General features: G+C 70.6%; 24 protein-coding genes. 8 read left to right on the top strand and 16 right to left on the bottom strand.

The genetic code is table 11. The features are described from left to right. Nucleotide 1: 1 nt before the first annotated feature. From ACIP67_RS38110 to ACIP67_RS38070, 9 genes are all read right to left on the bottom strand, one after another. Complete coding sequence (locus ACIP67_RS38110) at nucleotides 2-1,063, bottom strand: hydroxymethylglutaryl-CoA reductase (protein ID WP_401698147.1); 1,062 nt, start codon at nucleotides 1,061-1,063, stop codon at nucleotides 2-4. Further along, a complete protein-coding gene (fni, locus tag ACIP67_RS38105; RefSeq protein WP_401698146.1) occupies nucleotides 1,060-2,151 on the bottom strand; it encodes a type 2 isopentenyl-diphosphate Delta-isomerase in 1,092 nt (363 codons plus the stop codon). Before fni ends, ACIP67_RS38110 begins: the two co-directional genes overlap by 4 nt. After that, nucleotides 2,148-3,275 (bottom strand): phosphomevalonate kinase, encoded by a 1,128-nt coding sequence (locus tag ACIP67_RS38100; protein ID WP_401698145.1) that lies wholly within the window; start codon nucleotides 3,273-3,275, stop codon nucleotides 2,148-2,150. The genes fni and ACIP67_RS38100 overlap by 4 nt, the downstream gene beginning before the upstream one ends. Then, nucleotides 3,272-4,324, bottom strand: a complete 1,053-nt coding sequence (mvaD, locus tag ACIP67_RS38095) for a diphosphomevalonate decarboxylase (RefSeq protein ID WP_401698144.1) — start codon at nucleotides 4,322-4,324, stop codon at nucleotides 3,272-3,274. Before mvaD ends, ACIP67_RS38100 begins: the two co-directional genes overlap by 4 nt. Further along, nucleotides 4,317-5,300, bottom strand: coding sequence for a mevalonate kinase (mvk, locus tag ACIP67_RS38090; RefSeq protein WP_401698142.1), 984 nt, complete (start codon nucleotides 5,298-5,300; stop codon nucleotides 4,317-4,319). The genes mvaD and mvk overlap by 8 nt, the downstream gene beginning before the upstream one ends. Before the next feature lie 365 nt (nucleotides 5,301-5,665). Further along, entirely contained in the window at nucleotides 5,666-6,748 is a 1,083-nt protein-coding gene (locus ACIP67_RS38085; protein ID WP_401698141.1) for a polyprenyl synthetase family protein, read from the bottom strand. Nucleotides 6,749-6,963: 215 nt separating this feature from the next. Continuing rightward, nucleotides 6,964-7,893: a terpene synthase gene (locus tag ACIP67_RS38080; protein WP_401698139.1), complete on the bottom strand. Its 930-nt coding sequence runs from the start codon at nucleotides 7,891-7,893 to the stop codon at nucleotides 6,964-6,966. Beyond that, on the bottom strand, nucleotides 7,890-9,425 hold the full coding sequence (locus ACIP67_RS38075; RefSeq protein ID WP_401698137.1) for a prenyltransferase/squalene oxidase repeat-containing protein: 1,536 nt from the start codon (nucleotides 9,423-9,425) through the stop codon (nucleotides 7,890-7,892). The genes ACIP67_RS38080 and ACIP67_RS38075 overlap by 4 nt, the downstream gene beginning before the upstream one ends. Before the next feature lie 7 nt (nucleotides 9,426-9,432). Continuing rightward, nucleotides 9,433-10,821, bottom strand: a complete 1,389-nt coding sequence (locus tag ACIP67_RS38070) for a cytochrome P450 (protein WP_401698135.1) — start codon at nucleotides 10,819-10,821, stop codon at nucleotides 9,433-9,435. Nucleotides 10,822-10,941: 120 nt separating this feature from the next. Here ACIP67_RS38070 and ACIP67_RS38065 point away from each other — a divergent pair, with 120 nt between their 5' ends. Together ACIP67_RS38065 and ACIP67_RS38060 are read left to right on the top strand one after the other, a co-directional pair. Continuing rightward, nucleotides 10,942-11,382 (top strand): 1-deoxy-D-xylulose-5-phosphate synthase N-terminal domain-containing protein, encoded by a 441-nt coding sequence (locus ACIP67_RS38065; RefSeq protein WP_401698134.1) that lies wholly within the window; start codon nucleotides 10,942-10,944, stop codon nucleotides 11,380-11,382. Between the two features lie 94 nt (nucleotides 11,383-11,476). Further along, entirely contained in the window at nucleotides 11,477-12,052 is a 576-nt protein-coding gene (locus ACIP67_RS38060; RefSeq protein WP_401698132.1) for a GNAT family N-acetyltransferase, read from the top strand. Here the strand turns inward: ACIP67_RS38060 and ACIP67_RS38055 are convergent. Then, a complete protein-coding gene (locus tag ACIP67_RS38055) occupies nucleotides 12,030-12,980 on the bottom strand; it encodes an alpha/beta hydrolase (RefSeq protein WP_401698130.1) in 951 nt (316 codons plus the stop codon). The two genes, ACIP67_RS38060 and ACIP67_RS38055, sit on opposite strands and share 23 nt — an antisense overlap. Before the next feature lie 195 nt (nucleotides 12,981-13,175). On the opposite strand from ACIP67_RS38055, the gene ACIP67_RS38050 reads away from it, so the two are divergent. The 3 genes from ACIP67_RS38050 (at nucleotide 13,176) to ACIP67_RS38040 (ending at nucleotide 15,838) form a co-directional block, all read left to right on the top strand. Further along, nucleotides 13,176-13,397, top strand: coding sequence for an MbtH family protein (locus tag ACIP67_RS38050; RefSeq protein WP_401698129.1), 222 nt, complete (start codon nucleotides 13,176-13,178; stop codon nucleotides 13,395-13,397). Continuing rightward, nucleotides 13,394-13,894 (top strand): winged helix-turn-helix domain-containing protein, encoded by a 501-nt coding sequence (locus tag ACIP67_RS38045; RefSeq protein ID WP_401698128.1) that lies wholly within the window; start codon nucleotides 13,394-13,396, stop codon nucleotides 13,892-13,894. Before ACIP67_RS38050 ends, ACIP67_RS38045 begins: the two co-directional genes overlap by 4 nt. A 108-nt stretch (nucleotides 13,895-14,002) precedes the next feature. Continuing rightward, on the top strand, nucleotides 14,003-15,838 hold the full coding sequence (locus tag ACIP67_RS38040; protein WP_401698126.1) for a non-ribosomal peptide synthetase: 1,836 nt from the start codon (nucleotides 14,003-14,005) through the stop codon (nucleotides 15,836-15,838). A gap of 7 nt (nucleotides 15,839-15,845) precedes the next feature. Here ACIP67_RS38040 and ACIP67_RS38035 read toward each other — a convergent pair whose 3' ends face one another. The 6 genes from ACIP67_RS38035 to ACIP67_RS38010 form a co-directional block, all read right to left on the bottom strand. Continuing rightward, on the bottom strand, nucleotides 15,846-17,057 hold the full coding sequence (locus ACIP67_RS38035; protein ID WP_401698124.1) for a cytochrome P450: 1,212 nt from the start codon (nucleotides 17,055-17,057) through the stop codon (nucleotides 15,846-15,848). 136 nt (nucleotides 17,058-17,193) lie between these two features. Continuing rightward, nucleotides 17,194-17,688, bottom strand: a complete 495-nt coding sequence (locus ACIP67_RS38030; RefSeq protein ID WP_401698123.1) for a winged helix-turn-helix transcriptional regulator — start codon at nucleotides 17,686-17,688, stop codon at nucleotides 17,194-17,196. Further along, on the bottom strand, nucleotides 17,685-18,233 hold the full coding sequence (locus tag ACIP67_RS38025; RefSeq protein ID WP_401698122.1) for a flavin reductase family protein: 549 nt from the start codon (nucleotides 18,231-18,233) through the stop codon (nucleotides 17,685-17,687). Before ACIP67_RS38025 ends, ACIP67_RS38030 begins: the two co-directional genes overlap by 4 nt. Nucleotides 18,234-18,238: 5 nt before the next feature. Beyond that, nucleotides 18,239-19,486, bottom strand: a complete 1,248-nt coding sequence (locus ACIP67_RS38020; protein WP_401698121.1) for a pyridoxal phosphate-dependent aminotransferase — start codon at nucleotides 19,484-19,486, stop codon at nucleotides 18,239-18,241. Nucleotides 19,487-19,532: 46 nt separating this feature from the next. After that, nucleotides 19,533-20,279 carry an SDR family NAD(P)-dependent oxidoreductase gene (locus ACIP67_RS38015; protein WP_401698120.1) on the bottom strand — a complete coding sequence of 249 codons (747 nt, stop codon included), beginning with the start codon at nucleotides 20,277-20,279 and terminating at the stop codon, nucleotides 19,533-19,535. After that, on the bottom strand, nucleotides 20,276-21,043 hold the full coding sequence (locus ACIP67_RS38010; RefSeq protein ID WP_401698118.1) for a thioesterase II family protein: 768 nt from the start codon (nucleotides 21,041-21,043) through the stop codon (nucleotides 20,276-20,278). The genes ACIP67_RS38015 and ACIP67_RS38010 overlap by 4 nt, the downstream gene beginning before the upstream one ends. A 119-nt stretch (nucleotides 21,044-21,162) precedes the next feature. On the opposite strand from ACIP67_RS38010, the gene ACIP67_RS38005 reads away from it, so the two are divergent. Genes ACIP67_RS38005 through ACIP67_RS37995 form a run of 3 tightly spaced genes read left to right on the top strand, consistent with a single transcriptional unit; the run spans nucleotide 21,163 to nucleotide 25,071 of the window. Next, a complete protein-coding gene (locus tag ACIP67_RS38005) occupies nucleotides 21,163-22,770 on the top strand; it encodes a (2,3-dihydroxybenzoyl)adenylate synthase (RefSeq protein ID WP_401698117.1) in 1,608 nt (535 codons plus the stop codon). After that, complete coding sequence (locus ACIP67_RS38000; RefSeq protein WP_401698115.1) at nucleotides 22,767-23,471, top strand: tryptophan 2,3-dioxygenase family protein; 705 nt, start codon at nucleotides 22,767-22,769, stop codon at nucleotides 23,469-23,471. The genes ACIP67_RS38005 and ACIP67_RS38000 overlap by 4 nt, the downstream gene beginning before the upstream one ends. Next, nucleotides 23,461-25,071 (top strand): tryptophan halogenase family protein, encoded by a 1,611-nt coding sequence (locus tag ACIP67_RS37995; protein ID WP_401698114.1) that lies wholly within the window; start codon nucleotides 23,461-23,463, stop codon nucleotides 25,069-25,071. Before ACIP67_RS38000 ends, ACIP67_RS37995 begins: the two co-directional genes overlap by 11 nt. Nucleotides 25,072-25,082 lie beyond the last annotated feature (11 nt).

Below are 25,082 nucleotides of genomic sequence, written 5' to 3'. Positions count from 1 at the left end.
CTCAGACACCGACCTTTGCTGTCTTGTTGTCGCGCTCCAGTTCGACGTGCGCGCGCATGAGTTCGCCCGGGTTGGTCTGCGCCGCGAGCAACGAGAGCTCGCCGCAGAGGACCGTCGCCGCCGCGATGACGGCGAGCCGGCGCGCGTTCTCGCCGGGGGCGCGGTCCTCGCGGCAGCCGAGGCGGTTCAGGTTCGTCTCCACGAACTCCAGGCCCTTGCCGTTGCCCACGGTGCCGACGATCAGGTTGGGCAGGTTGCAGGAGAAGTAGAGGTCGCCGTCGCGGTCCTCCGCCAGGGTGACGCCCTGGGAGCCCTCGACGATGTTGGCCGCGTCCTGGCCGGTGGCCAGGTAGAACCCGAGCAGCATGTTGGCGTAGTGGGCGTTGGCCGAGCGGATACCGCCGGCCAGCAGGGTTCCGAGCAGGTTCTTGCGGATGTTCAGCTCGACGATCCTGGCGGCGGTGGTGTGCAGGACGCGTTCCACCACGGCGCGCGGGACGAGCAGTTCCGTGACCACGTTCTTCCCGCGGCCGAGGATGCCGTTGATCGCGGTCGCCTTCTTGTCCGTGCAGTAGTTCCCGGAGATCGATCCGTAGGAGATTCCCGGAACGGTCCGCAGCAGGTGCGTCAGAAGGTTGTCGGAGGCGAGCGTGGCCATGTTGTGGCCGGAGGCGTCGCCGGTGCTGAACTCGAACCGGATGAACAGCAGGTTGCCCGCGATCTCGTGCCGGACCTGGAGAAGCTCGGCGAACCGGCTGCAGGTGCGGACCACGGCGCGCAGTTCCTCGATCCGCGCCTCGATGGTGCGGGCGGCGGTGTACGCGGTCTGGGCGTCGGTCGCCTCGACGAGCACCGAGCGGGTCATGCGCTCGTCGACGAGGGTGGCGGCGATGCCCTGCTCGGTGAGCATGGACACCTTCGCGCCGCGGCCCACGGAGGGCCACAGCGGCGTCTCGTAGGTGGCGAGGGGGACGTGGGTCTCGGTGTTGGCGACGTTCCCGGAGATGCGAAGCGGTCCGACCCATTTCATGGGGACCCTGGCAAGGGCGTGCGTGTCGGTCATCGTGCTCTTCCCGTCGAGTCGTGGAGGGCGTCGGCCGATCGGGAACGCCGGGCGAGTCGCCCCGCGTCGATGTCCCGGTCGGCGCAGAAGGTACGGAGGGTGCCGTGGATCAGCAGGTCCTTGCTCGCGAGCTCGGCGGGGGTGCGTGCGCCGAGCATGGTCTGCAGGGCCGCGAGCTGGTCCAGCCAGTTCGTGATCTGTGCGATCAGCGCCTCGACACCGCCGTCGAGCAGGGTGCGCAGGAACACTCCGGAGGCCCCGACGCCGGAGGCGCCCAAGGCCAGGGCGCGGGCGGCGTCGAGGGGATGGCGGACGCCGCCGGAGGCGAGCACGGGGAGACCGGCGCCCTGCGCGTCCAGGAGGCAGGCGGCGGTGGACTGGCCCCAGTCGTGGAGGAAGGCGTAGCCGCCGAGCGGGCGCCGGCCGTTCTCGATGCGGGCGAAGTCGGTGCCGCCCCGGCCGCCGAGGTCCGCCACGCGGACACCCAGCTGTCGCAGCGTCAGGACGGTCTCGCGGCTCAGGCCGTTGCCGACCTCCTTGACGATCACGGGCAGGTCGACGGCCGCCGTGATCTTCTCGATCTGCGAGACCCAGGATCCGAAGGACCGGTCGCCCTCCGGCATCGCCGTCTCCTGCGCCGTATTGACGTGGATCTGCAGGGCGTCGGCCTCCAGCAGATCGATGGCACGCCGGGTGTCGGCGACCGATGCCGTCGCGTTCACGTTGGCCATGACGAACCCGTGGGGATTCTCCCGGCGCAGGACGCGGAAGGTGTCGGCGCACGTCGGGTCCTTGAGGTAGGCGTGCACGGAGCCCGACGCGAGGGGTACCCCGGTCTCGCGGGCGGCCGTCGCCAGGCCCTGGTTGATGACGCCGGTCTTGGCGGTGCCGCCGGTCATCGCGTTGATGTAGAGCGGCACCTGCCAGGAGATCCCGGCGAAGCTCGTGCCCAGGGACACCTGCGGCCGGTCGATGCCGGCCAGGGCGTGGTGTATGAAGGACACCTCGTCGAACTGATTGACCCCGCTGCGGGTGTCCTGCTGCTCGATGGCGAGCCGGACGTGGTCGTCCTTGCGCTGAGCGCTCATTCCTCGATCCCTTCCGGGGCGGGCCGGACGGGCAGGGGCAGCACCCCGGCCGCGGCCCACCGTTGCCGTACGTGCGAGATGTCGTGCGTGGCTTCGGCGTCGAGCAGAGCGATGCCGCAGTCGCCGCCGCCCGCGCCCGACGGCTTGGCGGCGCCGCCGACGGTTTCGGCGACCGCGCACAGGGCCGTCAGCTCGGGTGTGAAGATGCCGAGCCCGACTTCGTCGTCGAGGCGGGCCAGCTCCTGCCGGGCACGGCGGATCTGGCGCAGCAGGCTCTGGTCGTCGCCGGCCTCGAGGGCGGTGATCGAGGCGCGTACGAAGTCGGTGGAGGTCTCCACGAACGCGCGGTGCGAGGCGGTGCCGCGCCAGGTCCGGCGGTGCAGACCGGACACGAGCGAGGTGGTCGAGGCCGGGCTGCCGGTCCAGCCGACTTCGAGGGTGAGGCCGCGTGGGGCCGGAAGCCTTCGGACCGCGAGGCCCGGCCAGGGGGTGCGGAGCGCTTCCTCGATGCCGTGGCGGCGGGTGAGGTCGAGCACGAAGGCCCGGTCGGGTGCCTGGTACGCGATCCAGCCGCCCCAGGTACTGGCGGCGAGGTCACCGCCGGAGCCCTTGGGGTCGATCCCGGCCGAGGAGATCACGGCCAAGCGGTACCGGGCGTCGAGCGAGAGGTCCAGTCCGCACAGGGACGTGAGGGCGTCGATCGTGGCCACGGTCACCGCACCGCTCGACCCCAGGCCGTACTTGCGGCCGTTGTCGTGCAGCCGGCTGCTGATCGAGATCTTGGGCCCGGGCAGGGGCAGGCCGCGTTCGGCCAGCAGTCTCCCCACGGTCTCGACCGCTGACACCACGTGCGCCAGTGCGCCGCGCGCGCCGTCTTTGTCGGCGTCCCCGTTCTTCGTGCCGGGAGCGTGGAGCCGCCCGTCGCGCCATCGCCACGTCACCGCTCGGGGGACGAGATCGGAGGAGATCACGATGTCGGCCGCGTCGGAGAGGGTCGCCATGACGGTGATCTCCCGGTCCACGGCCACCAGGACGGCCGGGGTACCGGGCTCCACCACCGCGTACTCGCCCGCGACGAACAGCTTGCCGGGCGCGCTGCGGACGACCGTTCGCCCGGAGGTCATCGTCCGTCCTCGTCCACCAGGCGGGCGCCCGGCCCCGTCCCGGCGATGTGCACGGTGCCGCCCGCGGCGGCGGCGCGCACGGCCCCGGCGACCCGGTCGGCGTCCGTACGACGGCAGAGCACCTTGACGTTCGGTCCGGCGTCCATGGTCGCGTAGGCCGATATGCCGTCGCGCCGAAGCCGCAGCACGCTGTCGAGGACGGTGAGCGAGGCGGGCGAGAGGTAGCGCACCGCAGGGCGCGCGCTCAGCATGGTCGCGTGCATGCCGAGCGAGTTGCGCTCGGCGATCTCGCCCACCGCGTCGAGGTCGGCGCGCAGGAGCGCCTGCCTCATCTCGGTCAGGTCGTCCCGGCTCGACGCGGCCCAGGGCTCGAACAGGGGTGAGGTCTCGACGGTGCGGCGCATGGCCGCGCGGCTGGACACGTCCTTGGGACCGGCGTTCACCACCGCGATGACCAGTGCGGGGTCGAGGTCGCCCGCCGGTACCGGCTCCGCGTAGGAGCTGAGGTCGGCCTCCGCGGGGGGCGCCGTGGGGGTGCCGGCGTGCCAGACGGCGAAGCCGCCGAAGATCGACCGCGAGGCCGAGCCGGAGCCGCGGCGGGCCAGGCGGGAGAGACCGGTGTCGTCCAGGTCCAGTCCGTACGCGGTGGCGGCGGCGACGGCGAGCGCGGCGAACCCGCCGGCGGAGGACGCGAGGCCCGCCCCGGTGGGTACGGTGTTGCGGGTGTCGACGACGGCCCGGTGCGTGAGCCCGGCCCGTTGGCGCACCAGGTCGAGAAATCCGGCGATGCGCCGCCGTTCCTCGCCCGCCGCGGGTGCGCCGTTGAAGGTCACTTCGTCGTCCGTGGCCTCGGCGTCGAGGCGGACACGGGTGGTCGTGGGGAAGATGTCCAGGGTCATCGACAGGCTGCTGGTCCACGGGAGGAAGAGGCGCTCGTCCCGCTTCCCCCAGTACTTGATCAGCGCGATGTTCGGCTGCGCGACGGCGGTGACCCCGTTCGCACCCGGCTGTTCCCGCGGGCGGAGCACGGTGATCTGTTGCTCAGACATGAGTGACGAGCCTCCTCAGGGGGACGATCCACGTCTGCACGGCCCCCGCTTCGTGCAGCCGCCGGGTGACCTCTCTCGCCTGCTCGGGCTGGGTCAGTGCGAGGACGCAGCCGCCCAGTCCGCCGCCGGTGATCTTGGCGCCGAGGCTGTCCGCGGCGAGCGCGGCACTCACCATCGCCTCGATCCGGTCGGTGCTCAGCCCGGCCTCGCGGAGCAGTCCGTGGTACTCCGTCAGCAGGGAGCCGAGTTCCTCCGGCTTGCCGGCGGCGAGGGCGGCCACGGCTTCGCGAGTCAGTTCCGACGCCCGGCGTACGAACCCCTCCTGCGTTCCGGCGTGGAGCCGGAACCTCTCCCGCAGCTTGTCGATCGCTTCTTTGGTGCTGCCGACGGCGCCGCTGTCCGCGATGACGAACAGCGCGTCGCAGCCGACACGCAGCGTGCGGGCCTCGCCCGCCTGGAACAGCAACGGGGCGCTCGCGCCGACGGTGACGGCGTCGACGCCGCTGGCCTTGCCGTGCATCACGTTCTCGGCGGTCTGTACCAGGTCGAACGTCGTCCGCTGCGAGACCTCGCGGCCGCAGAGGTCGGCCAGGGCGAGGACGACGGCACGGGCGCAGGCCGCGCTGGAGCCAAGTCCCCTGCCGAGCGGGATGGAACCGTCGATGATCACATCGAGGTGCCGCCCGTCGTCGATGCCCATGGACGCCCTGAAGTCGGTGGTCAGCCGGCGCAGCCCCTCGGATGCCTGCGTTCCGACCTGCTTCCAGGCGGATCCGGTCATCGTGAAGGACACGCCGGCCGGTTCTCCACCGCGGGTGGAGAACCCGGCGCTGGCGGTGATCGACAACTGCGGAACGGGCAGGGCGAGTGCCGGGGCTCCGTAGACGACCGCGTGCTCCCCCAGCAAAATGGACTTGGCGTGGGCGCGGCCGGTGCCGACCGAGCGGGCGCGGCGGCTTTCCGCTGTCCCCGCCACCGAGGCCGGTGGAGTCGACGTACTCAGCTCCCCTTGTCGAAATTTCATTGAGATCGCGTCATCCAGACGTCTAGGAAGGAATGAAGTAAGCCCGTTCGACCGCGTGTCGCGTCATGCTCCGGCCACTCACGGACCACCGTGGCCGGTGGTCGCGGCCGCCGGCGCCGGCACCGTCATCGCACGGGGCGAGTCAGGGCGTCGAGCCGCATCCGCCGGTGCGTGCTCGCGAAACCGCGTCCGTGGCAGGTGCCGGGCCGGTTCTCCTCCGGTTGCCCTCGGCAGCGAGTTCCGGACAGGGTGGGCACACGAGGCGAGCGACGCGTGTGGCGGCGCCGAGACGGTGGTGACCCGCGCCGACGTGGTGCTCAGGTGGTCCTGAGTGTTGTGGTGGTGACGAAGGTGTCGAGGGTCTTCCTGACCTCGTCCGGGAACGGGGCCTCCTCCAGGACCCGCCGGGCACGCTGCACCCGATCGGTGATCATCTGCTCCACCTTGTCGGCGGCGCCCGTGGCCCGTAGAACCCCGCGGACCGTCTCGGCGCCTGCTTCGTCCAGGTCCGGGTCGCCGACCAGGGACCTCAGCACCCGCGCCTGCTCGGCGCCGGCGGCGTGGAGGGCGTGTGCCATCAGGGCTGTCGCTTTGCCCTCCCGCAGGTCGTCCAGGGTCGACTTGCCGGTCTTGGACGGGTCGCCAAAGACGCCGAGCAGGTCGTCGCGCAGTTGGAAGGCCTCTCCGATCGGAAGAGCGTAGGCGGTGCAGACGTCCAGCAGGGACTGGTCCGCTCCGGCAAGGGCCGCGCCGATGTGCAGCGGCCGCTCCACGGTGTACTTGGCCGTTTTGTAGCGGATCACTTCCAGCGACCGTTCGACGTCCGCGGTGGGCTGCCCGGTGGCCAGCAGATCCCGGTACTGACCGATCATCACCTCGGTACGCATGGCGTCCAACAGCGGTCGGACGGCGGCCAGTTGCCGGTGGTCGAGGCCGCTGGAGTACAGCAGCTCGTCCGACCACACCATGACCAGGTCGCCGAGCAGGATCGCGCTGTTGGTGCCGAACCGCTCGGCGGTCGTGTCGTTCGCACCCGTCTCCAGCGTGCGGTGGAGGGTCGGACGGCCGCGCCGGGTGTCGGAGGCGTCCATCACGTCGTCGTGGATGAGGGTGAAGGCGTGGAAGAGTTCGAGCGAGGCCGCCGCGCCGATGATGGGCTCCGTTTCGCCGTATCCGCCCGCCGCGTGCCAGCCCACCATGCACAACAGCGGCCGTATGCGCTTGCCGCCCGCGGCCAGGAAGTCACGCAGGTGCTCGATGAGCGAGACCAGGTGGACATCCGTGTACCTGCCGCGCTTGGCGTCGAGGAAGGCGTTCAGTCGCTCGTCGATCAGGCCGCGCAGATGAACCGAGTCCAGGGCGTCGGATCCCAGCTCGTGAAGGCTGGTGGTGGGGCTCATGTGTCGTTGCTCCTGTTCGTCAAGACCGTGTGGGCCGCGTCCGTGAGGGCGTGGCACGGGGGGAACCGCCGAAGGGAAGCATCACTTTCCGGCCGGGCGGAGGAGGGTCCCGGCAGTCGCCGGGCCGCGCCGCGGGTGCGAGTCGCCCATGGAGGGGCGAGCGGTGACGGGCTGTTCGGACCGCGCCGCATGGCCGGCCCTCCGTACACGTGGGTTCACATGTCGGAGGGCAGGCCGGACAGCCCGGTGAGATCGCGGTCGGATCCCCATCCCCGGAAGTCGGCGCCGCTGTAGAAGGTGACCGACCAATCGAGCAGGCGGAGCAGTTCGACAGCGGGTGCGAACCCGGCCGTCGCCAGCGGGGCGAGCTGCTCCTGCGCCGTGCGGGAATGCCGGTCGAGTTCGTCGTGCACCCAGGCGGGTGAGGTGTCGTACATCAGGATGTTGTTCTGACCGGGCTCGGCCCGCTCCCGCTCGAAGGTGGCCAGGTCGTTGGAGAGGCGCACGGCGACCTCGATCGCCTCCAGGGCGTTGTCCAGGACCGGCAGGCCCTCGAGGAGATCGTCCCGGTCGCTGGTCGCCCAGCGCGGGAAGTGGGTTATCCACGCGTTGGAGCTGGCGGCGTACGTCAGGTACTCCTGCGGATCGGAAGGGCCCTCGCCGCGGTCCCTGGCCAGGCCCGCGGTCCAGTCGTACCGCTCGCCGCGCAGGGCCTCGGCGAATCGGTCGCCCCACAGGCCGGCCAGTTTCGGGTAGTGGGGAGCACGCTCCAGAGCGGACTGCCAGCCGGACAGGGAGGTCAGCAGGGGATGGCCGTCGTCCCGGTCGCCGCCCCGGACGATGGCCTCGCAGCGACCGAACAGGTCGTCGAGTTCGTCGAGGCTTTGGACGTTCTGCTCGACGTGGTCGTCCAGGGCGTAGGCCCACACGTACATCCGGGCCGACAGCCGGAGCTCGTCCGCGCCGCGCCACGGGCTGATCGCCGCGGTGGAGATCGCCAGGGCCTCGATCGGCGTGGCCCCGAGGACCTGCGGGTATTCCGCCGCCCAGGACCGCAGATCGGCCAGGATCTTCAGCGCCAGCACGGTGACGGGCACACATTGCGCCGCGGAGGGGAGGGAGAGGTCGCCAAGGGGCCGGGTCACGGTCGTGCCTGCTTCTCGGCCTCGGCCAGGCGCTGCGTCGCGGCCAAGGTGCCGAGGATCTCGGCGCGGATGACCCGGACCGGTGTGTACAGGTCCTTGTCGTGCCACAGCGGAGGATTCTCACGATCGTCCTCGACATGGCCCGACAGGAACGCCCTGCCCGCCCGGATCGCTTCGAGGGCCGGACGGTCGGGGGCGGCGCGGTGGTTCAGCACCTGAAGGGCGTAGGCGGTCTCCTCGCCGGTGCCCTCCCAGCGTCCCCATGACCCGTCGGCGTGCTGGGTGTCGAGCACCCAGCGGATGGCGTCGTCCAGGGCGGCGGACGTGCGCGGCCCGTCCAGGCGGGCCATGGCGGCAGCGCCGCAGGCGGTCGCGTAGTACGGAGAGGCGTGCCACTTGTCCATCCACCGGCCGTCCGGCTGCTGCTGCTCGACGAGCCAGCCTCCCACCCGCTCGGCGGCGTGGTCGTAGCGCGTGTCGCCCTCTCCGCAGCGATCCGCCAGGGCGATGAGGATGTGTGCGTTCGTCGAGGTGGAGGGGGTGCGTTCCTTCGGGAAGCAGGTGAAGTACAGGCCGGTGTCGTACTCCCACAGGCAATCGACCGATTCCGGCTTCCCGAGGAGATCGAGGGCGTGCAGGGCGGCCGACGTGTCGTCGGAGTCGGCCGGGAGACCCGGGCCGGCGGACAGTCCGTTCGCCCCCAGCGCGGTCCGCAGAGTGTCCGGGACCTGGGCGGGGATGTCCACGTCCAGGCCGGAGCCGGACAACGCCGTCACCACCCAGGCCAGTTCGAAGTAGCTGATCGAGGTGATGCCCGAGACCGGGCCGCCGTGACGTGCCTGGGTCTGATGCAGATACTCCAGGCACGCCTTCGCGGCGTCCGTATGAGGCGGATCGCCCAGCCAGGCGGAGGTGGCGGCGGGGGAGGCTCCCACCGCCCCGCCCGTCGGCGTCACCGTGCCGGACCGCACGGCCGGGGCGCCGAGGGCCTCCAGCGAGTGCCAGGTCTTCTCCGGTATGCCGGTGTTCCCACGCAGCAGCTCGCGGATCCCGCTCAGCGTTCCCGTATCGGCCCGGAGGTCCAGACGGCCGGGCAGAACGCCCCGGTCGTCCATCCGGGAGAGCCGCTGATCGATCTGCTCGATCAGCCAGGGCACCAGCAGCTCCACGGCGATGGTGTCCGGCAGTTCGACGTTCCGGGGGAACCGCCCGGCCAGCGCGGCCAGCCCCGACTCCACGGCCCCGGCGACCCGCCGCGCGTCCTGCGTACCGGCGACGGACAGCAGGGCGTCGACGGCGCTGAGCGTGGGCAGCAGCCCGTAGGCCGCAGGCCCGCCCCACGTTCCGTCCTCGTGCTGCTGGGCCAGCAGGAACTCCACGCGCTGCCGATGGCCCTCCAGCCAGGGGGCGGACGCCACCATCCGCGCGGTCTCGTACACCGACGGCGAGGTGAGTCCGCAGGGATCGGCGATCATCTCGTCGACGATGTCCTGAGCCGCGTCACGCAGGGCTGCGAAAGAGGTCACGTTCATGATCCGGCTACCTCTGGTCTCGGAGATCGGTGGTCGTCGCATTCCGCACCGGTTCGTGCGGGCGTTCCCGGAGCCTCATCGGAAGAGGGCCCGTCTTGAGCGTGGCGCGGGCGATGGGCCGTATCGGCCGGTCACCGACCGGGGTCAGGTTCCAGCGGCCGGCGATCGCCGCGACGGCCACCATCGCCTCGTTGAGCGCGAACTGGTCGCCGATGCACTTCCTGCCGCCCGCGCCGAAGGGCAGCACCGACCGGCGTGCGACGTCGCTCATCGCGCCGGGCCGCCAGCGATCCGGATCGAACCTCTCCGGCCGGGGGAACAACTCCGGGTCGTGCTGCAGGATGTAGGGGCTGAGCAGGAAGGTGGTTCCCTCGGGGAACGCGTGCCCGCCGAGTTCGCAGGCCGTGGTGGTGGACCGGGTGAACATCCACGCCGGCGGATAGAGGCGAAGGCTCTCCATGAGCACCTGCCTCGTGAACGTCAGCCCGGAGAGATCCTCGAAGCGGGGCGTCCGGCCGCCGAGCACGCCGTCGACCTCCTCCCGCAGGCGGGCGCCGATCTCGGGGTGCGCGCCGAGCAGATGGAAGGTGAACGCCAGCGCCGTCGCGGTGGTCTCCGACCCGGCGATCAGCAGGATCAGGACCTGGTCGAAGATCTCCTGCGTTCCGAGCGGGGCTCCGGTGGTCTCGTCGCGCGCGTTCATCAGGCTCGCGAGCAGGCCGGGGTCCTCGTCCTTCTTGTGCCGCACCTCGTCGATGATCTCTTCGGTGAGCTTGCGCATCTCCGCGATCGCGCGGGGGTATTGCCGGTTCGTCTTCGTGGGAACGAGGGACAGAACCCGCGCCGGCACGAACATGCGCCGGAAGAAGCCGTCCATGAGAATCGGCAGCCATTTCTCCACCTGGGCCACCAATGCGTGGTCCGCGGGCACCGAGAAAAGGGATCTGGTCGTGATGCGCAGAGTGAGTCTTGCCATCGCCTTGTCGACGTCGACGACCTCGCCCGACCGCCAGGAGCGCATCAGGGCTTCCGTCTCGTCCGCCATCAGTTCGGCGTAATGGCCGATGTGCCGGTGGTCGAACGACGGCTGCATCAGCGGGCGTTGCCGACGGTGATCGGCCCAGCAGCTGGTGACCAGGCCGTTTCCCACGGCCTCGCGGCCCCGGTCGTAGAACAGGCCGCCCTTGTCGTAGAGCCGGGTGTCCTTGAGTATCTGCCGGAACAAGGCGGGATCGCAGGGCACGTAGGCGTCGTCGGGACCCATCCTGACTCTCACCAGGTCGCCGAGTGCCGGGAGTGACCTCAGGAATTCCAGCGGCTGTACGAGCAGAGGTACGGCATGGCCTGCGAGAGGCAGGCTTCGAGGGGCTCTTCTGATGGCAGGTAGCTCCGGCATAACTCCAAGTACTGCAGAAAGGACCGCCTCCCCGACAGGGGAAGAACCCCCCCGGCCTGTCGCGCTTTCACCGCCTGTCGCGCTTGCCCGCACAGGCGCGACACGAGGCCGAAGCGCGACATGTCGGCCCGCCCGTGGGCCTTGCCGGTCGGACCCCGGAGCGCCGCCAATGGGAGTCGTGCGCGTACGGAATTCCCTACGGGAGGAGGTTTCGGGAGCCTGCGCCGCCGCCGGGGCCTGCCGGGCTACCCGTCGCGGGGGGAGTCCGTCCACGACTGGGTGGAGAACTCACACGCCTCGACCGCGTTCTTCCGCGCCCACGGCATCGCCGCCGGCCTCGGGCTCCACGACCAGTGGGCCGACCGGTCCGTGGCGGCGGCGATCGGGGACGGGGCGATGACCGGGGGCCTCGCCCGGGAGGGCCTGAACAATCCGGCCGGGCGCCCGAACTGCCGGTGGTGGTCGTCCTCGACGATGGTGAGCCTCGGGAGCGGTGGGGTGAAGCGGGTGCTGCCCGCCACTCCCGCCGATGTGGGCGTCGACTTTTCCCGAACCGGTTGAACAGCTCAGATATTCAGGCAATGATCGGGTCGAATCGAATACCATTGGTGATTGCACCCTGGGGGTTGAAGTGAGCGATGTGACCGTGCGGCCCATGGCTGCCGCCGAGTTGGAAGTCGCATGCCACATAGTCGGACTCGCCTTCGCCGACAATCCGAGCAATCTGGCCACCGTGCGCGGTGATCAGGAAAAAGCCACCCGGGCGATGGAACAGGGAACACGCATCATCAAGCTCGGGAGCCCTTTCAGTCATGTGCTCGGCGCCGAACGGGAGGGCCGGCTCGTCGGCATCCTGAACGCCGCGGAATGGCCGCACTGCCAGATGAAGCTGGGTGAGAAGCTCAGAACGGCGCCGATGATGATCCGGACGATCGGATTCAACTTGCCCCGCGCCTTCAAGGTGATGAGTTCGAGGGCCAAGCACGAGCCCCGCGAGCCCCACTGGCACATCGGACCGGTCGCCGTCCACCCGGACGAGCAGGGGCGCGGGGTCGGGACGGCGCTGCTCAGGACGTTCCTCGACGGGGTCGACAAGCAGGGGACACCCGTCTTCCTCCAGACGGATGTCGACCGCAACGTCGTGCTCTACCAGAAGTTCGGCTTCGAGATCGTCTCCCGGGAGACGATCCTCGACGTCGACACCCGCTTCATGTGGCGCGCGGCGCGCTGAACGACCTCAGCACCGCGTGCAGTTCCTCGACGACCAGCCGGCTGCACGCGGCCGCCGCGGGCACCATGTCCTGCATCAGGAAATAGCCGTGGACGAGACCCGGCCCGGGAACATGGCGTACGGAGACGCCCGAGGCCGCCAGCTTCTCGGCCAGCCGCACCCCCTCGTCGTGGAGCGGATCGAACTCCGCCGTGGCCAGCACCGTCGGCGGCAGGCCCCGCAGGTCGGCGTTGAGCAGGTCGACGGCGGGATCGCCGCGGTGCTCCGGATCGGGGACGTACATCTCGTAGTTCCAGACCATGTCCTCGACGCTCAGCAGATACCCCTCGGCGTGCTCGCAGGCCGCGGCGATCCGCAGGCTCGGATCCACCGGCGGGTACACCAGCAGCAGCGCGGCGAGGTCCGGGCCCTCGGTGTCGCGCGCGTCCAGGGCGACGCCCAGCGACAGGCTGGCCCCCGCGCTGTCGCCGGCCACCACATGCTCACGGCCCGGGAACGACTCGGCCGTCCAGCGGGTCGCGGCGACGGCGTCGCGCAGCGGAGTGGGGTAGGGGAACTCCGGGGGCTGTCGATAGCCGGCGGAGACGACGACGGAGCCCAGCGACGCCGCGAGCATCCGACAGGCCCGGTCGTGGCTGTCGAGGTCGCCCAGCACCCATCCGCCACCGTGCAGAAAAGTGATCACCCGGCGCTCGTCCGATTCCGGGGTGTACACCCTGCACCGGATCGAGGATCCGTCCTCGGTGTCGATCGTGCGATCGGCGGAGGCGACGGCCGCGCGGGGGTGTCCGTCCTCCCGGTGGGGGCGTGCCGAGCTCGCCCGGTACCGCTCACGGGCCTGCTCGACCGTCAGGGCGCGATCCGGAACCGGCGGCCCCCCGGCGCCCTGCCAGGCGATCAAACTGCGTAAAAAGCGGTCCAAAGGCATCGCGGGCCCCCTGCGGGCTGGTTCATGGAATCGATGATTAATGATAAATGGTTCGTTCTGGAAGAACCATGGTGAAGATCGCTCAAAAGGGAATGCGGATTGCACGGGCGCATATGGAAATTTAATGCTTCTCTGGTTCGGGCCCCTGCTGTACCTTCGAGAGGTGGTTCCAGGTCGGGGGAGAGGGTTGCGCGCATGTCCAATCCATTCGAGGACGACAGCCGAGAATATCTGGCGCTGTGCAATGACGAAGAGCAGTATTCGCTCTGGCCTCAGGGGTTAGAAATTCCCGCAGGCTGGCGCACGGTGTACGGGCCGGCCGCGCGGGAGAAGATTCTTGACCGTATCGAACGGTCATGGACGGATATGCGGCCGAAGAGTCTGCGGGACGCGGGCGGGCAAGGAGATTGTCCGTGACCGCCGATGTGAAGAGCTGGGTGAGATTCGTCCGCTGGCCCGCCGAAAGTAAAATCCGTGAGGAATGCCGGGCACGACGGCGGCTGTGCCTTCTGGTCGTGGAGCACGGCGCTCCGCCGCCGGAACAGATCGGACTCTACGAGGACTGGGTGCGCCCGCCCATCGTCCCGGAGGATCTCCAGGCCCGGGTCAGCCAGTTGGAGGCCCGAGTCGTCCTCAACGAGAAGCCCGTGCTCGACCCGGCGGGCATCCTCTTCTTCCGGGACTCGTCCGTCACACTCTCGACGCTCCAGTGCGAGATCCTGTCCCCGCTGATCTCCCGGTACTGCCAGGTGGTCTACCGCAATGAACTGGGGAAGATCCTGGAGCAGTGCGGAGCCAGCGCGTCCAGCAACGCGATCGACCTGCACGTGCTCCGGCTGCGCCGACGCCTGCAGCCCCTCGGCCTGACCCTGCGCAACGTCTGGGGACGCGGCTTCACCATCGAGCCGGACTAGCCGAACCGGCCGAACCGGTCGAACCAGGCGAACAGGGGTGTTCGACCCCCCTGCGCCGCGCACCACTTTTCGTAGCCATCACGCCGGAAGCCCGCGTCGGAGGCGGAGTTGAGAGTTCTCCCGGATTTCTTCGAGTCCCAGGTCGCCGAGGTGCCCGATGCTCCGTCGGTCCTCTTCGGTGACACCGTCGTCGACTACGCGGAGCTGAACGCCCGCGCCAACCGTCTCGCCAGACGGCTGATCGCGGCCGGCGTCGGACCCGACCGCCTGGTCGCGATCGCCGTGCCGCGTTCGGTGCGGCTGATCGTCGCGGTGCTCGCCGTACTGAAGGCCGGCGGCGCGTATCTCCCGCTCGACCCGGCCTATCCGGCCGATCGGCTGACGCACATGGTCGTGGACGCCGAGCCGGTCATGCTGCTGCGCACGGAGGACGTCACCTCGCTGCGCCTGGACGTGCCCGAGGCCGTGCTCGGCGACCCGTCCTTCGAGGCCGCCTGCGAGCAGGAGAGCGGCGGCGACGTCACTCAGGACGAGCGCCTCGCACCGCTGCGCCCGGCCCACCTGATGTACGTCATCTACACCTCCGGTTCGACCGGCGTGCCCAAGGGCGTCGCCGTCACCCACTCCGGCGTGGCCGACCTGGTCTCGACCCAGGCGAGGGTGTTCGGGGTCCGCCCCGGCGAGCGTGTGCTGCAATGGGCCTCCTTCAGCTTCGACGCCTGGTTCTGGGACTTCACGCTGGCCCTGCTGAACGGCGGGGCACTCGTCATGGCCGAGCAGCACGACCTGATGCCGGGGGAGTCGCTGCGCGAGACCATGCTGAAACACGAGGTCGACCACGCGGTCATGCCGCCGGTGGCGCTGGGCATCACCGACAGCGAGGGGCTGCTGCTCGGCGGCACGATCACCTCCACCGGCGACGTCTGCACGAGGTCCCTGGCGGCGGAGTGGTCCAAGGGCAGACGCCTCTACAACGGATACGGCCCGACCGAGGTGACCGTGGGCGCGTCGATCGGCGGGCCGATCGACGGCATACAGGAGGACGTGTCCATCGGGACGCCGTGGGACGGCGGCACGGTGTACGTGCTCGACGGGTCGTTGGGCGACCTGCGCGACGGCACGGACGGGGAGCTGTATCTGGCGGGCTCGGGCGTGGCCCGGGGCTATCTCAACCGTCCGGGCCTGACCGCGTCCCGCTTCGTCGCGGATCCGTACGGCCCGCCCGGCAGCAGGATGTACCGGTCGGGCGACCGGGGCCGACGCGGCTTCGACGGTGAGCTCTTCTTCACCGGCCGGGTCGACAACCAGGTCAAGGTGCGCGGCTTCCGCGTCGAACTGGGCGAGGTCGAGGCGCGGTTGGAGAGCCACCGGGCCGTGGAGATCGTCGTCGCGGTGGTGAGCGGCGAGGACGCCTCCTCTCAGCGCATCGTCGCCTACGTCAAGCCCTCGGCGCGCCACGAGGTGACGGGGGATCAGCTGCGCGAGCACGCCCGCGAGGCCCTGCCCGAGCACATGGTCCCGTCGGCCGTCGTCATGCTGGATCGGTTCCCGACCCTGCTGAACGGGAAGATCGACCGCCGGGAACTGGAGGAGCGGGCGGCGCGCGTCGCGCTCGACGCCACGACGCCCGGCACCGCGGTCCCCGCGGACGAAGGCGAGGAGGGATCGTACGAGCAGATCCTCTGCGTCATGGTGAACGAGACCCTGAAGATCGGCCACGCGGCGCCCGAGGACAACTTCTTCGACCTGGGCGGCCACTCGGTGCTCGCCGCGCAGCTGGCTCGGCGGGTGCGCTCGGAGCTCGGCGTGGCCGTGCCGATGCGCGACATGCTCGCGGCCGCGAACATCGCGGAGCTGGCGAGCATCGTCGAGCGGGCCGAGCGGGCCGAGCGGGCCGAGCGGGCCGAGCGGGCCGAGGGGGCCGAGGGGGCCGAGCACGCCTGATCCGGCGTCAGCGGCCCTCGAAGCGCACCGGCAGGTCGTCGTAGCCGTTGAGGAAGTTCGAATAGATCGGCCGGGGCGTGCCGCACAGCTCCATCCGGCCGACCTGGGCGACCAGGGCGGTCAGCAGCATCCTCAGCTCCGCGCGGGCGAGGAACGCACCCAGGCAGTAGTGCGGGCCGTGCCCGAACGAGAGGTGCTTGTTGGGCGAGCGGGACAGCGTGAACCGGCGCGGCTCGTCGAAGACCGTCTCGTCGTTGTTGGCGGAGACGGTCCACAGCGTGACGATGTCGCCGGCGCGCACCGCGCTGCCGTCGATCTCCAGGTTCCGGAGGGCGGTGCGGGCCACATGGAAGGAGGGCGTCGACCAGCGGAGGACCTCCTCCACCGCCGACTCGACGGAGACCTCGCCCGTCCGCAGGGCCCGCCACTGGTCGGGATGGTCGATCAGGGCGAGCACCCCGCTGATCGCCGAGACCCGGGACGTCTCGTCGCCGCCGAGGATCAGGCTGTAGCAGTTGACCGCGAGTTCCTCGGCGGTGAGCGGGCGGCCCTCCACCTCGGCGGCGGCGAGCAGGCTGATGACATCGTCACCGGGTCGGTGGCGGCGCTCCTGCGCCAGGTCCATGAAATAGAGCACGATCTCGTTGCGGGCGGCGATCGCGTCGAGCTCGTCGTACGCGGCGTCGACCGACGAGAGCGCCATCTTGTTCCAGCGCAGCAACTCCTCGCGGTCCGCCGCCGGGATGGACAGCAGATCGCAGATCGTGTTCATCGGGATCCGGTCGGCGATCTCGGCGGCGAAGTCGAAGGTGCCCCGCCCGACGACCGAGGACACCAGCTCGGTGGTGCGCCGCCCGACCTCCTCGACCACCTCGCCCAGGACCCGCGGGGTGAACGCGCTGAACAGGAGGTTGCGCAACGGCCGGTGGCGCGGGGCGTCGGTGACCGCCACCATGCTCCCGCCGGCCGAGTCGTCGCCGCGCAGGACGACGTCGAGGACGTTGCCCCGGGCGGAGCCGAGGGCCCCGTCGGTGTACAGCGGCTGCACATCGGCGTACCGCGACACCACCCAGAACCCCGGATTGCGGTCGGTCGGCTCGTGCCAGTGGACGGGATTGCGGGCCCGCACGTCACGCCAGTACGCGTGTACGTCGTTGTCGACGAACGCGGCCGGATCGGTGAGGTCCAGAGAGCGTGCGCCGAGATCGGTCCGGCTCATGTCCGATGGTTCCTTCCCGCTGGGTGGAGCGGCCCGGAGGAGTCCGGGCCGCGCGCCCGTCGCCGTACGCCGGGGCGTACGGCCGACGGGCGGATCACCGGCCCGCAGGGTGCGGCCGGTCCGGGGGCCGTGCGGGTCACCGCCCGGCCCGGGGCTCGGGATAGCGGGCGGCGACCTGTTCGCCGGCCTTCGGGCCACGGGCGAAGACGAAGCCGGCGGTGTCGACCCGGCGGCCGGTCGCCCGGTCGACCACGACCGGGTCCACCTCCCTGCCCGTCTCCTCGTCGACCAGGACGACGCTGCGGTCCTCCGGGGCCAGCCGGTGGTTCCCGAAGGCCGCCATCACCAGGAGGAGCGGGCGCAGCGAGTGGCCCAGATCGGTGGCCCGGTAGGTCGGGTCGCCCGGCTCGGCGGTGTCGTCGGCGGTGTCGTCGACCTCCAGCAGACCCTTCGCCCTCAGCGCGGCGATCCGGTCCGCCAGGACGTCGGCGGGGGTCTCCAGATCCCGGCGGATCGAGGAGAACCGGGTATGGCCGCCGAGGACCACGTGCAGGATCTCCAGGGTCCACCACCGGTCGATGACCTCGACCGTGCGGGCCAGCGGGCAGTCGGGGATACGCGCCCGGGTCACCGTCCGCTCCCGTCGTCGGCCGGGTCCGGCAGCGACCAGTACCGCCGCCTCCCGTACAGCAGCGGGCCGGCCGGCCGGGTCGCGTGGCTCGCCACCCGGTGCACCCGCCCGAAGACCACGACATGGTCCCCGACCGCCAGCGTCTCGCTGACCTCGCAGTCCGCGATCGTATGGGCGTCCTCGATCAGATGCGGGACCCCGGATTCCGGATCCGGGACCCAGGCGGCCTTCTCGAACCGGTCCGGGGCCCCGGAGGAGAACAGCCGTGCCACCGGTTCGGCCCGGTCGTGCAGGAGGTTGACGGCGAACGCGGACGTGTGCAGCAACGCGGCCAGCGTCGGACTCCGGTCCCGCAGACAGACCAGCAGGGTGGCCGGCTGGAGCGAGACGCCGCACAGCGAGGAGCAGGTCATGCCCCACGGCTCGGCATCGGGCCCCACGGTGGTCACGATCGTGACGCCGACCGGATGCGCCGTCATGAGGGAGCGGAAGGCCGCCGGGTCGACGGTCGCCCGTGTCGCCGTGCCGGCCGGGGAGTTCGCCATGCCGGTCATCCCTTCGCTTCGGCGGCGCATTCCTCGACGAACTCGATGAGCCGCCGCACACCGGTCTCCAACGCCACCGGATCCACGCAGAACGCGATCCGAACCAGATGCCGTGCCCAGGGCGCGTAGTCGTGGGAGCGGATGCGGCCCTGGGCGTCGACGTCGGGGCGCATGGCGAACCCGTTGCCCGCCACCACCGCGACGCCCTTGCGCTCCAGCAGCCGCATCGCGAACGACTCGGCGTCCAGGCCGGACCGGGTCACGTCGAGCATCGCGTACCAGCCGCCGGCGGGCAGCTCCCGCAGCAGCCCGGCCCTGATCAGCGGCGGCAGCGCCACGTCCCGGTTGCGCTGCACCAGCTTGCGGTTGGTCGCCGTCGAGTCCGCCCGGCTGTTCAGCGCGGCGATGCCCGCGTGCTGCACCGGGGTCGACGTGCCGATGATCCCGGCCTCCTGGACGACCTTCATGACGTCGGCCATGCGATCGGTGGCCGGCGCCACGTAACCCAGCCGGTAGCCGGTCATCGCGAAGCCCTTGGAGAAGGTGAAGACGCTGTGCACGATCCGCTCGGCGACCGGGACCTCACGCTCGAAGGAGGCGACCGAGATGTGCTCCCCCTCGTAGCAGAAGTGCTCGTAGGCCTCGTCGCTGATGACCTGCCAGCGGTTCTGGCGCGCCAGGTCCAGCAGGGTGCGGATCTCGTCGCCGTCGAGGACGGCTCCGGTCGGGTTGGCCGGCGAGTTGATCAGCAGGACCCGGGTGCGGGGCGTCGCGACGGCCGCGATCCGCTCGGGATCGGGCCGGAAGTCGGGGCCGAGCGGATACAGCACCGGCCGGAAGCCCGCGAGCAGGCTCTGCTGCAGATGGACCGGCCAGTGCAGCTCCGGCAGCAGGATCTCCGCGCCGGGCTCGGCGAGCGCCTGGAGGAGGCCGGTCAGACCCTGGGCCGAACCGGGCGAGATCAGCAGCCTGTCGACGTCGCTGTCCAGACCGTTGTCCGTACGCAGCTTCTCGGCCGCTGCCTCCCGCAGCGCGGTCAGGCCCTCGACCCCGGTGTACTTGGTGTCGCCGCGCCGCACGGCGTCCACGAAGGCCTGGGCGACGTCTTCGGACGGATCGAAATACGGGTCGCCGACGTGCAGCTTCACCACGTCGACGCCGGTCTCCTTCGCGAGCTTCTCCGCGGCCCAGAAGATGCTGACCAGGCAGGACGAAGGAATGGAGCCGGCGACGGACCTGTTCTCTGAACTCACGCTCGTACCCCTTTGCTTGCAGAGTGTTCTCGGCCGGTTGATCGGGTCATGCCGTACGTCCGCCGTCGACGGGCATCAGGGCGCCGGTGACCCAGCCCGACACCTCCGGGTCGATCAGCAGGCAGACCCACCGGCCGACCTCCCGGTCCTCCCCGAACCGCCCCATCGGGGTCGACGCGATCAGCCCCGCCCGCAGCCGCTCGGCGCCGGCCGCGTCCAGGCCGGTCCCGTCCCACATCGGCGTCAGCACCGGTCCGGGCAGGATGGCGTTCACCCGCACGTCCGGCGCGAGCTCCACCGCCAGGGAACGGGTCAGGCTGTTGAGGGCCGCCTTGGTCGCACCGTAGAAAGCCCGCCCCGGCATGGCCAGGACGCCGCCGACGGACGAGATGTTGACGATGCTGCCCCGGCGGTTGCGAAGATGCGGCAGGGCGCAGCGGACCAGTTCGGCGGGCGCACGGACGTTGACGGCGAACATCGCGTCGAACAGCGCGGGGTCGACCGCGTCCAGGGTGCCGAACCGGGCCAGGCCGGCGTTGTTGACCACGGCGTCGATCCCGCCGAATCGCTCTGTCGCGGCGGCGACGATCCGTTCGGCGGCCCCGGGCGCGGCGACGTCCTGTGCCACGACGTGGACCGCGTCCCCGAACCGCTCGGCCAGCTCCCGCAGCGGTTCCTCGCGGCGGCCGACCACCGTGACGTCGGCGCCCTCCTTCAGCACGCATTCCGCGATGCCCCGGCCGATGCCCGTGGCCGCGCCGGTGATGATGACGGACTTTCCGGCAAGGGTCATGGCAGTGTCGCGCCTTCCAGGAGGACTCCGGTGATGTCGGCGATCAGCTCCGAGGCCTCCAGGAGTACTCCGAAGTGCCCGCCGGGCCTGCCCCGTACGCTGGTCCGGCCGGTGGTGACCGCGGCCCAGAGCTCCACCCGTGCGGCGTCCACCAGCGGATCCTCGGTGTTGTAGTGGCAGTGGACCGGGCAGCCCAGGGGCTCAGGACGCGTCGGCGGCCGGTAGGTCTCGGTGAGCGCGATGTACGCCCGCAGGGTCGGCAGCAGCAGCTCCCGCAGCTCCAGGTCGTCCGCGATCGACGGGTCGATCCCGCCGAAGTCCCGCAGGGTGGACCAGAGTTCGGCGTCGCCGGCGAGATGCATCCGGCCGCCGAGCGCCTGCCCCGGCGCGAGCGAACCAGAGACGACCAGCCCGTGTGCGGGCCGGCCGTCCGCCTGGAGCAGTCTCGCCGTCTCGTACGCGGCCAGGGCGCCCAGGCTGTGCCCGTACAGGACGCAGCGGACCGGCTCCCGCCGGGAGAGTTCGGCGGCCACGCACGACGCGATCCCGGCGACGGAGCCCGCGGGCGACTCGCGGATACGGTCCGCCTGGCCCGGATACTGCACGGCGAGCAGTTCGACGCCCGTCGGCAGCGCGGAGGACCAGTCGCGGTAGGCCGCCGCGGTACCACCGGAGTAGGGGAAGCACACCAGCCGGGTCGTCGGGTGCTCCTCGCCGCTGATGACCCGCACCCAGTTCCGACCCTGCGCTCGCACTCGGTTCACGACTCGAGGTTCGCCAAGCCGTCGGCCTCCCCGGCCAAAACTTTCAGAGCTCTGTTGGGGATCGATGCGGTTCCGGAGCCCCTGCCCGACTCTGAAGGCGTCGCAACCGAGGAGGACGCATGCTGGACGGGTTCGTGCCGTGGCCACCCGACTTCGCGGAGAGATACCGGCGAGCCGGCTACTGGACGGGTGTCCCCCTCCGGCAACGGGTGGTCGACAGCGCTGAGCGCCACCCGCACAAGATCGCCGCCGTGGACGGCAGACGCCGGGTCACCTACGCGGAGTTGCTCGACGAGGCCGACCGTATCGCGTCCGGCCTGGCGGAGCTCGGCGTCCGCAGGCACGACCGGGTCGTGCTGCATCTGCCGAACGTCATCGAATTCCTTTCCACCATGATCGGGCTGTTCCGCATCGGGGCCATCCCCGTGATGGCGCTGCCCGGACATCGCCGGGACGAGATTCTCCACCTGGTCCGTGCCTCGGAGGCGGTGGCCTACGTCGGCCCGGACCGTCTGCAGGGCTTCGACCACCGCAAGCTGGCCCGCGAGGTGTGCGCCGACGCGCCGGGGCTGCGGCACATCGTGATCGCCGGAGAGGCGGAGGAGCACACACCGCTGTCCCAGCTGATCGCCTGCACGCCCCGGGACATGGAGCCGGTCGACGCCTCCGAGGTGGCGCTGCTGCTGCTGTCCGGCGGGACCACCGGGGCGCCGAAGCTGATCCCCCGGACCCACGACGACTACGCGTACAACATGCTCGCGTGCGCCGAGGCGACCGGGTTCGACGAGGGGAGCGTCTACCTCGCAGCGAACCCCGTACCGCACAATGCCGCGCTCGGCTGCCCCGGCGTGCTGGGCGCGCTGCTCGTCGGCGGAAAGGCCGTGCTGGCCGCCAACCCCAGCCCCGGCCTGGTGTTCCCGCTCATCGGGAAGGAGGGCGTCACGCACACCGCGCTGGTGCCCGCCCTGGCGCTGCTCTGGGCGGAGCAGGCGCTCGGCGACCCGGTCGACATGACCGGCATGACCATCCAGGTGGGCAGTTCGAAGTTCGGACCCAACGCGGCGGAACGGGTCAGCAAGAACCTCGGCTGCCGGATCATGAATGTGTTCGGCACCGCCGAGGGACTGATCACCCACACCCGGCTCGGCGATCCGCAGGAGGTCGTCTTCGGCACCGAGGGCAGGCCGCTGTCCCCCGACGACGAGATCAGGATCGTCGACGCCGACGACCACGAGGTCGCCCCCGGCACGACCGGCGAACTGCTCACCCGGGGCCCGTACACGATCCGGGGCTATTTCGCCGGACCGGAGGCCAACCGCCGGGCGTTCACCACCGACGGGTTCTACCGCACCGGCGACCTGGCCCGCACGACCGGCGACGGGAACATCGTCATCGAGGGCCGGCTGAAGGACATCATCCACCACCTCGGCGAGAAGGTCTCCGCCGAGGAGGTCGAGAGCCATGTGCTGACCCACCCGCTGGTCCGGGACGCCGCGGTCGTCGGCGTACCGGACGAGGAACGCGACGAGCGCCTCTGCGTGTTCGTCGTCCTCACCGCGGGCACCGACGCCGGGGCGCTCTCGCTGCGCACGGTCAGGGAGCACATCCGCGATCGCGGGCTGGCGACCTACAAGCTGCCGGACGACCTGGTCGTCGTGCCCGACTTCCCCCGTACGCCCGTCGGGAAGATCGACAAGAAGCTTCTGCGCGAGGAGCGGACGCGGTGAGTGACCGGGCGGAAGCCGGCCACTGTCCGGCGTACGGAGAACGACTGAGGCTGGACGAGCTCCTCGACGTCGCCCGGGTGCACGAGACCCCGGAACGCGCCCTGTTCTTCGGCGCCCACCAGGCCTGCGAGATCTGGTTCGCGGTCGTCCTGCGCCACCTGGAGGCCGCCCGCCGGGCGCTCACCGAAGGGCAGGGCGCACAGGCATGCGCACATCTCGACCGGCTGCCCCGGATCATGGCGGCGGTCGCCCAGCACTTCGACGCCCTGCACGCGTTGACGCCGGACGAGTTCGACGTCGTCCGGGCGACGCTCGGGACGTCCAGCGGCTTCCAGTCCGTCCAGTTCCGCGAGATCGAGTTCCTGTGCGGGGCCAGGGACCGGCGGATGCTGAACATCGCCGGGCTGACCGACCGCGACCGGGCCCGGCTGCTCGCACGTCTCGACGAGCAGTCGCTGGACGCCGCGTTCGGCGAATACCGCGACCGGGCCGCCGAGGACGTCAAGCGGATCCATGACGCGATGGCCGCCTTCGACGCCTCGATGCGCTCCTGCCGGGGGCGGCACGCCGCCCTGGCGGAGGCGCTGCTCGGCGGCGTGGTCGGCACGGCGGGCTCGTCGGGCGCCGCGTATCTGTGGCGCTCGATGGAACGCACCCTCTTTCCGGAACTCACACAAGGAGTGCGCAGTGATGACTGTTGACGGTGCTGGCAAGCAGCGGGCGAGCGAGCCGGGCAGGACGAAGCGGGTCGTGGTCGTCGGCGGCGGCACGGCGGGCTGGATGACGGCGTCCTACCTGGCGGCCGCGTTCGGCGAGCGGATCGACGTGACCGTCGTGGAATCGGCCCGGGTCGGCACCATCGGCGTCGGCGAGGCCACGTTCAGCGACATCAGACACTTCTTCGAGTTCCTCAGGCTGCCCGAGTCGGACTGGATGCCGGCCTGCAACGCCACCTACAAGCTGGCCGTGCGGTTCGAGAACTGGCGTGAGCCGGGCCATCACTTCTACCACCCGTTCGAGCAGCTCGGCTCGGTCGACGGGTTCCCGCTCAGCGACTGGTGGCTGCGCAGTCCGACCACGAGCCGGTTCGACAAGGACTGTTTCGTCATGGCGTCGCTGTGCGACGCCGAGCGCTCGCCCCGCTACCTCGACGGCAAGCTGATCGACCAGGGCTTCGTCGAGCAGCAGCGCGAGGAGACCTCGGCCCGGTCGACGATCGTGGAGTACCAGGGGACGCAGTTCCCGTACGCCTACCACTTCGAAGCGGCCCTGCTGGCCGAGTACCTGACGACCTACGCCACCCAGCGCGGCGTCCGCCACATCACCGACGACGTCACGGACGTCGTGCTCGACGGGGACGGGTACATCGCCCATGTGCAGACGGCCGGGCACGGGCGGCTGGAGGGCGATCTGTTCGTGGACTGCACGGGGTTCCGCGCGCTCCTGCTGAACAAGGCGCTCGACGAGCCCTTCGTCTCGTACCAGGACACGCTGCCCAACGACAGCGCGGTCGCCCTCCAGGTGCCGCTGGACATGGACCGCGAGCCGATGCGGCCCTGCACCACCGCGACCGCCCAGGAGGCGGGGTGGATCTGGACCATCCCGCTGATCAGCCGCATCGGCTCCGGCTACGTCTACGCCAGTGACTACACCACGCCCGAGGAGGCGGAGCGCACGCTGCGCGAGTTCATCGGCCCCGGTGCCGAGGACGTCGAGGCGAACCACATCAAGATGCGCATCGGCCGCAGCCGCCGCTCCTGGGTGAAGAACTGCGTGGGCATCGGACTGTCGAGCGGCTTCGTGGAGCCGCTGGAGTCGACCGGCATCTTCTTCATCCACCACGCCATCGAGCAGATCGTGAAGTACTTCCCCTCCGGCCGCGACGACCACCGCCTGCGCAACCTCTACAACGAGTCGATCGCACATGTGCAGGACGGCGTCCGCGAGTTCCTGGTGCTGCACTACGTGGGCGCCAAGCGCGCCGACAACCAGTACTGGAAGGACACCAAGACGCGCAGGGTCCCCGACGAGCTGGCCGAGCGCATCGAGAACTGGAAGCACAAGGTGCCGGACGCGCAGACCGTCTTCCCGCACTACCACGGGCTGCCGCCGTACTCGTACAACTGCATCCTGCTGGGTACCGGCGGCATCGAGGTCCGGCACTCGCCCGCACTCGACATGGCCGACGAGCGGGCGGCGATCGCGGAGTTCGAGCGCATCCGGCTGAAGGCGGACAAGCTCGTCCAGGAACTCCCCACCCAGAACGAGTACTTCGCCGCCATGCGCGCCGGCGCGGTCTGAGGGAGCGGGGA

The sequence above is a fragment of the Streptomyces sp. NPDC088812 genome (assembly GCF_044750285.1).
Classification (GTDB): domain Bacteria; phylum Actinomycetota; class Actinomycetes; order Streptomycetales; family Streptomycetaceae; genus Streptomyces.
This window is presented reverse-complemented; position numbering and strand designations above follow the sequence as displayed.

Excerpts from the sequence above, each read along its gene's own strand:
- ACIP67_RS38015 (WP_401698120.1), bottom strand. The coding sequence starts at position 20,279 with ATGACCCTTGCCGGAAAGTCCGTCATCATCACCGGCGCGGCCACGGGC.
- mvaD (WP_401698144.1), bottom strand. The coding sequence starts at position 4,324 with ATGTCTGAGCAACAGATCACCGTGCTCCGCCCGCGGGAACAGCCGGGT.
- ACIP67_RS38070 (WP_401698135.1), bottom strand. The coding sequence starts at position 10,821 with ATGCCGGAGCTACCTGCCATCAGAAGAGCCCCTCGAAGCCTGCCTCTC.
- ACIP67_RS38005 (WP_401698117.1), top strand. The coding sequence starts at position 21,163 with ATGCTGGACGGGTTCGTGCCGTGGCCACCCGACTTCGCGGAGAGATAC.
- ACIP67_RS38110 (WP_401698147.1), bottom strand. The coding sequence starts at position 1,063 with ATGACCGACACGCACGCCCTTGCCAGGGTCCCCATGAAATGGGTCGGA.
- ACIP67_RS38025 (WP_401698122.1), bottom strand. The coding sequence starts at position 18,233 with ATGGCGAACTCCCCGGCCGGCACGGCGACACGGGCGACCGTCGACCCG.
- ACIP67_RS38055 (WP_401698130.1), bottom strand. The coding sequence starts at position 12,980 with ATGCCTTTGGACCGCTTTTTACGCAGTTTGATCGCCTGGCAGGGCGCC.
- ACIP67_RS38050 (WP_401698129.1), top strand. The coding sequence starts at position 13,176 with ATGTCCAATCCATTCGAGGACGACAGCCGAGAATATCTGGCGCTGTGC.
- ACIP67_RS38035 (WP_401698124.1), bottom strand. The coding sequence starts at position 17,057 with ATGAGCCGGACCGATCTCGGCGCACGCTCTCTGGACCTCACCGATCCG.
- ACIP67_RS38075 (WP_401698137.1), bottom strand. The coding sequence starts at position 9,425 with ATGAACGTGACCTCTTTCGCAGCCCTGCGTGACGCGGCTCAGGACATC.
- fni (WP_401698146.1), bottom strand. The coding sequence starts at position 2,151 with ATGAGCGCTCAGCGCAAGGACGACCACGTCCGGCTCGCCATCGAGCAG.
- ACIP67_RS38085 (WP_401698141.1), bottom strand. The coding sequence starts at position 6,748 with ATGAGCCCCACCACCAGCCTTCACGAGCTGGGATCCGACGCCCTGGAC.
- ACIP67_RS37995 (WP_401698114.1), top strand. The coding sequence starts at position 23,461 with ATGACTGTTGACGGTGCTGGCAAGCAGCGGGCGAGCGAGCCGGGCAGG.
- ACIP67_RS38060 (WP_401698132.1), top strand. The coding sequence starts at position 11,477 with ATGGCTGCCGCCGAGTTGGAAGTCGCATGCCACATAGTCGGACTCGCC.
- ACIP67_RS38065 (WP_401698134.1), top strand. The coding sequence starts at position 10,942 with ATGTCGGCCCGCCCGTGGGCCTTGCCGGTCGGACCCCGGAGCGCCGCC.
- ACIP67_RS38100 (WP_401698145.1), bottom strand. The coding sequence starts at position 3,275 with ATGACCTCCGGGCGAACGGTCGTCCGCAGCGCGCCCGGCAAGCTGTTC.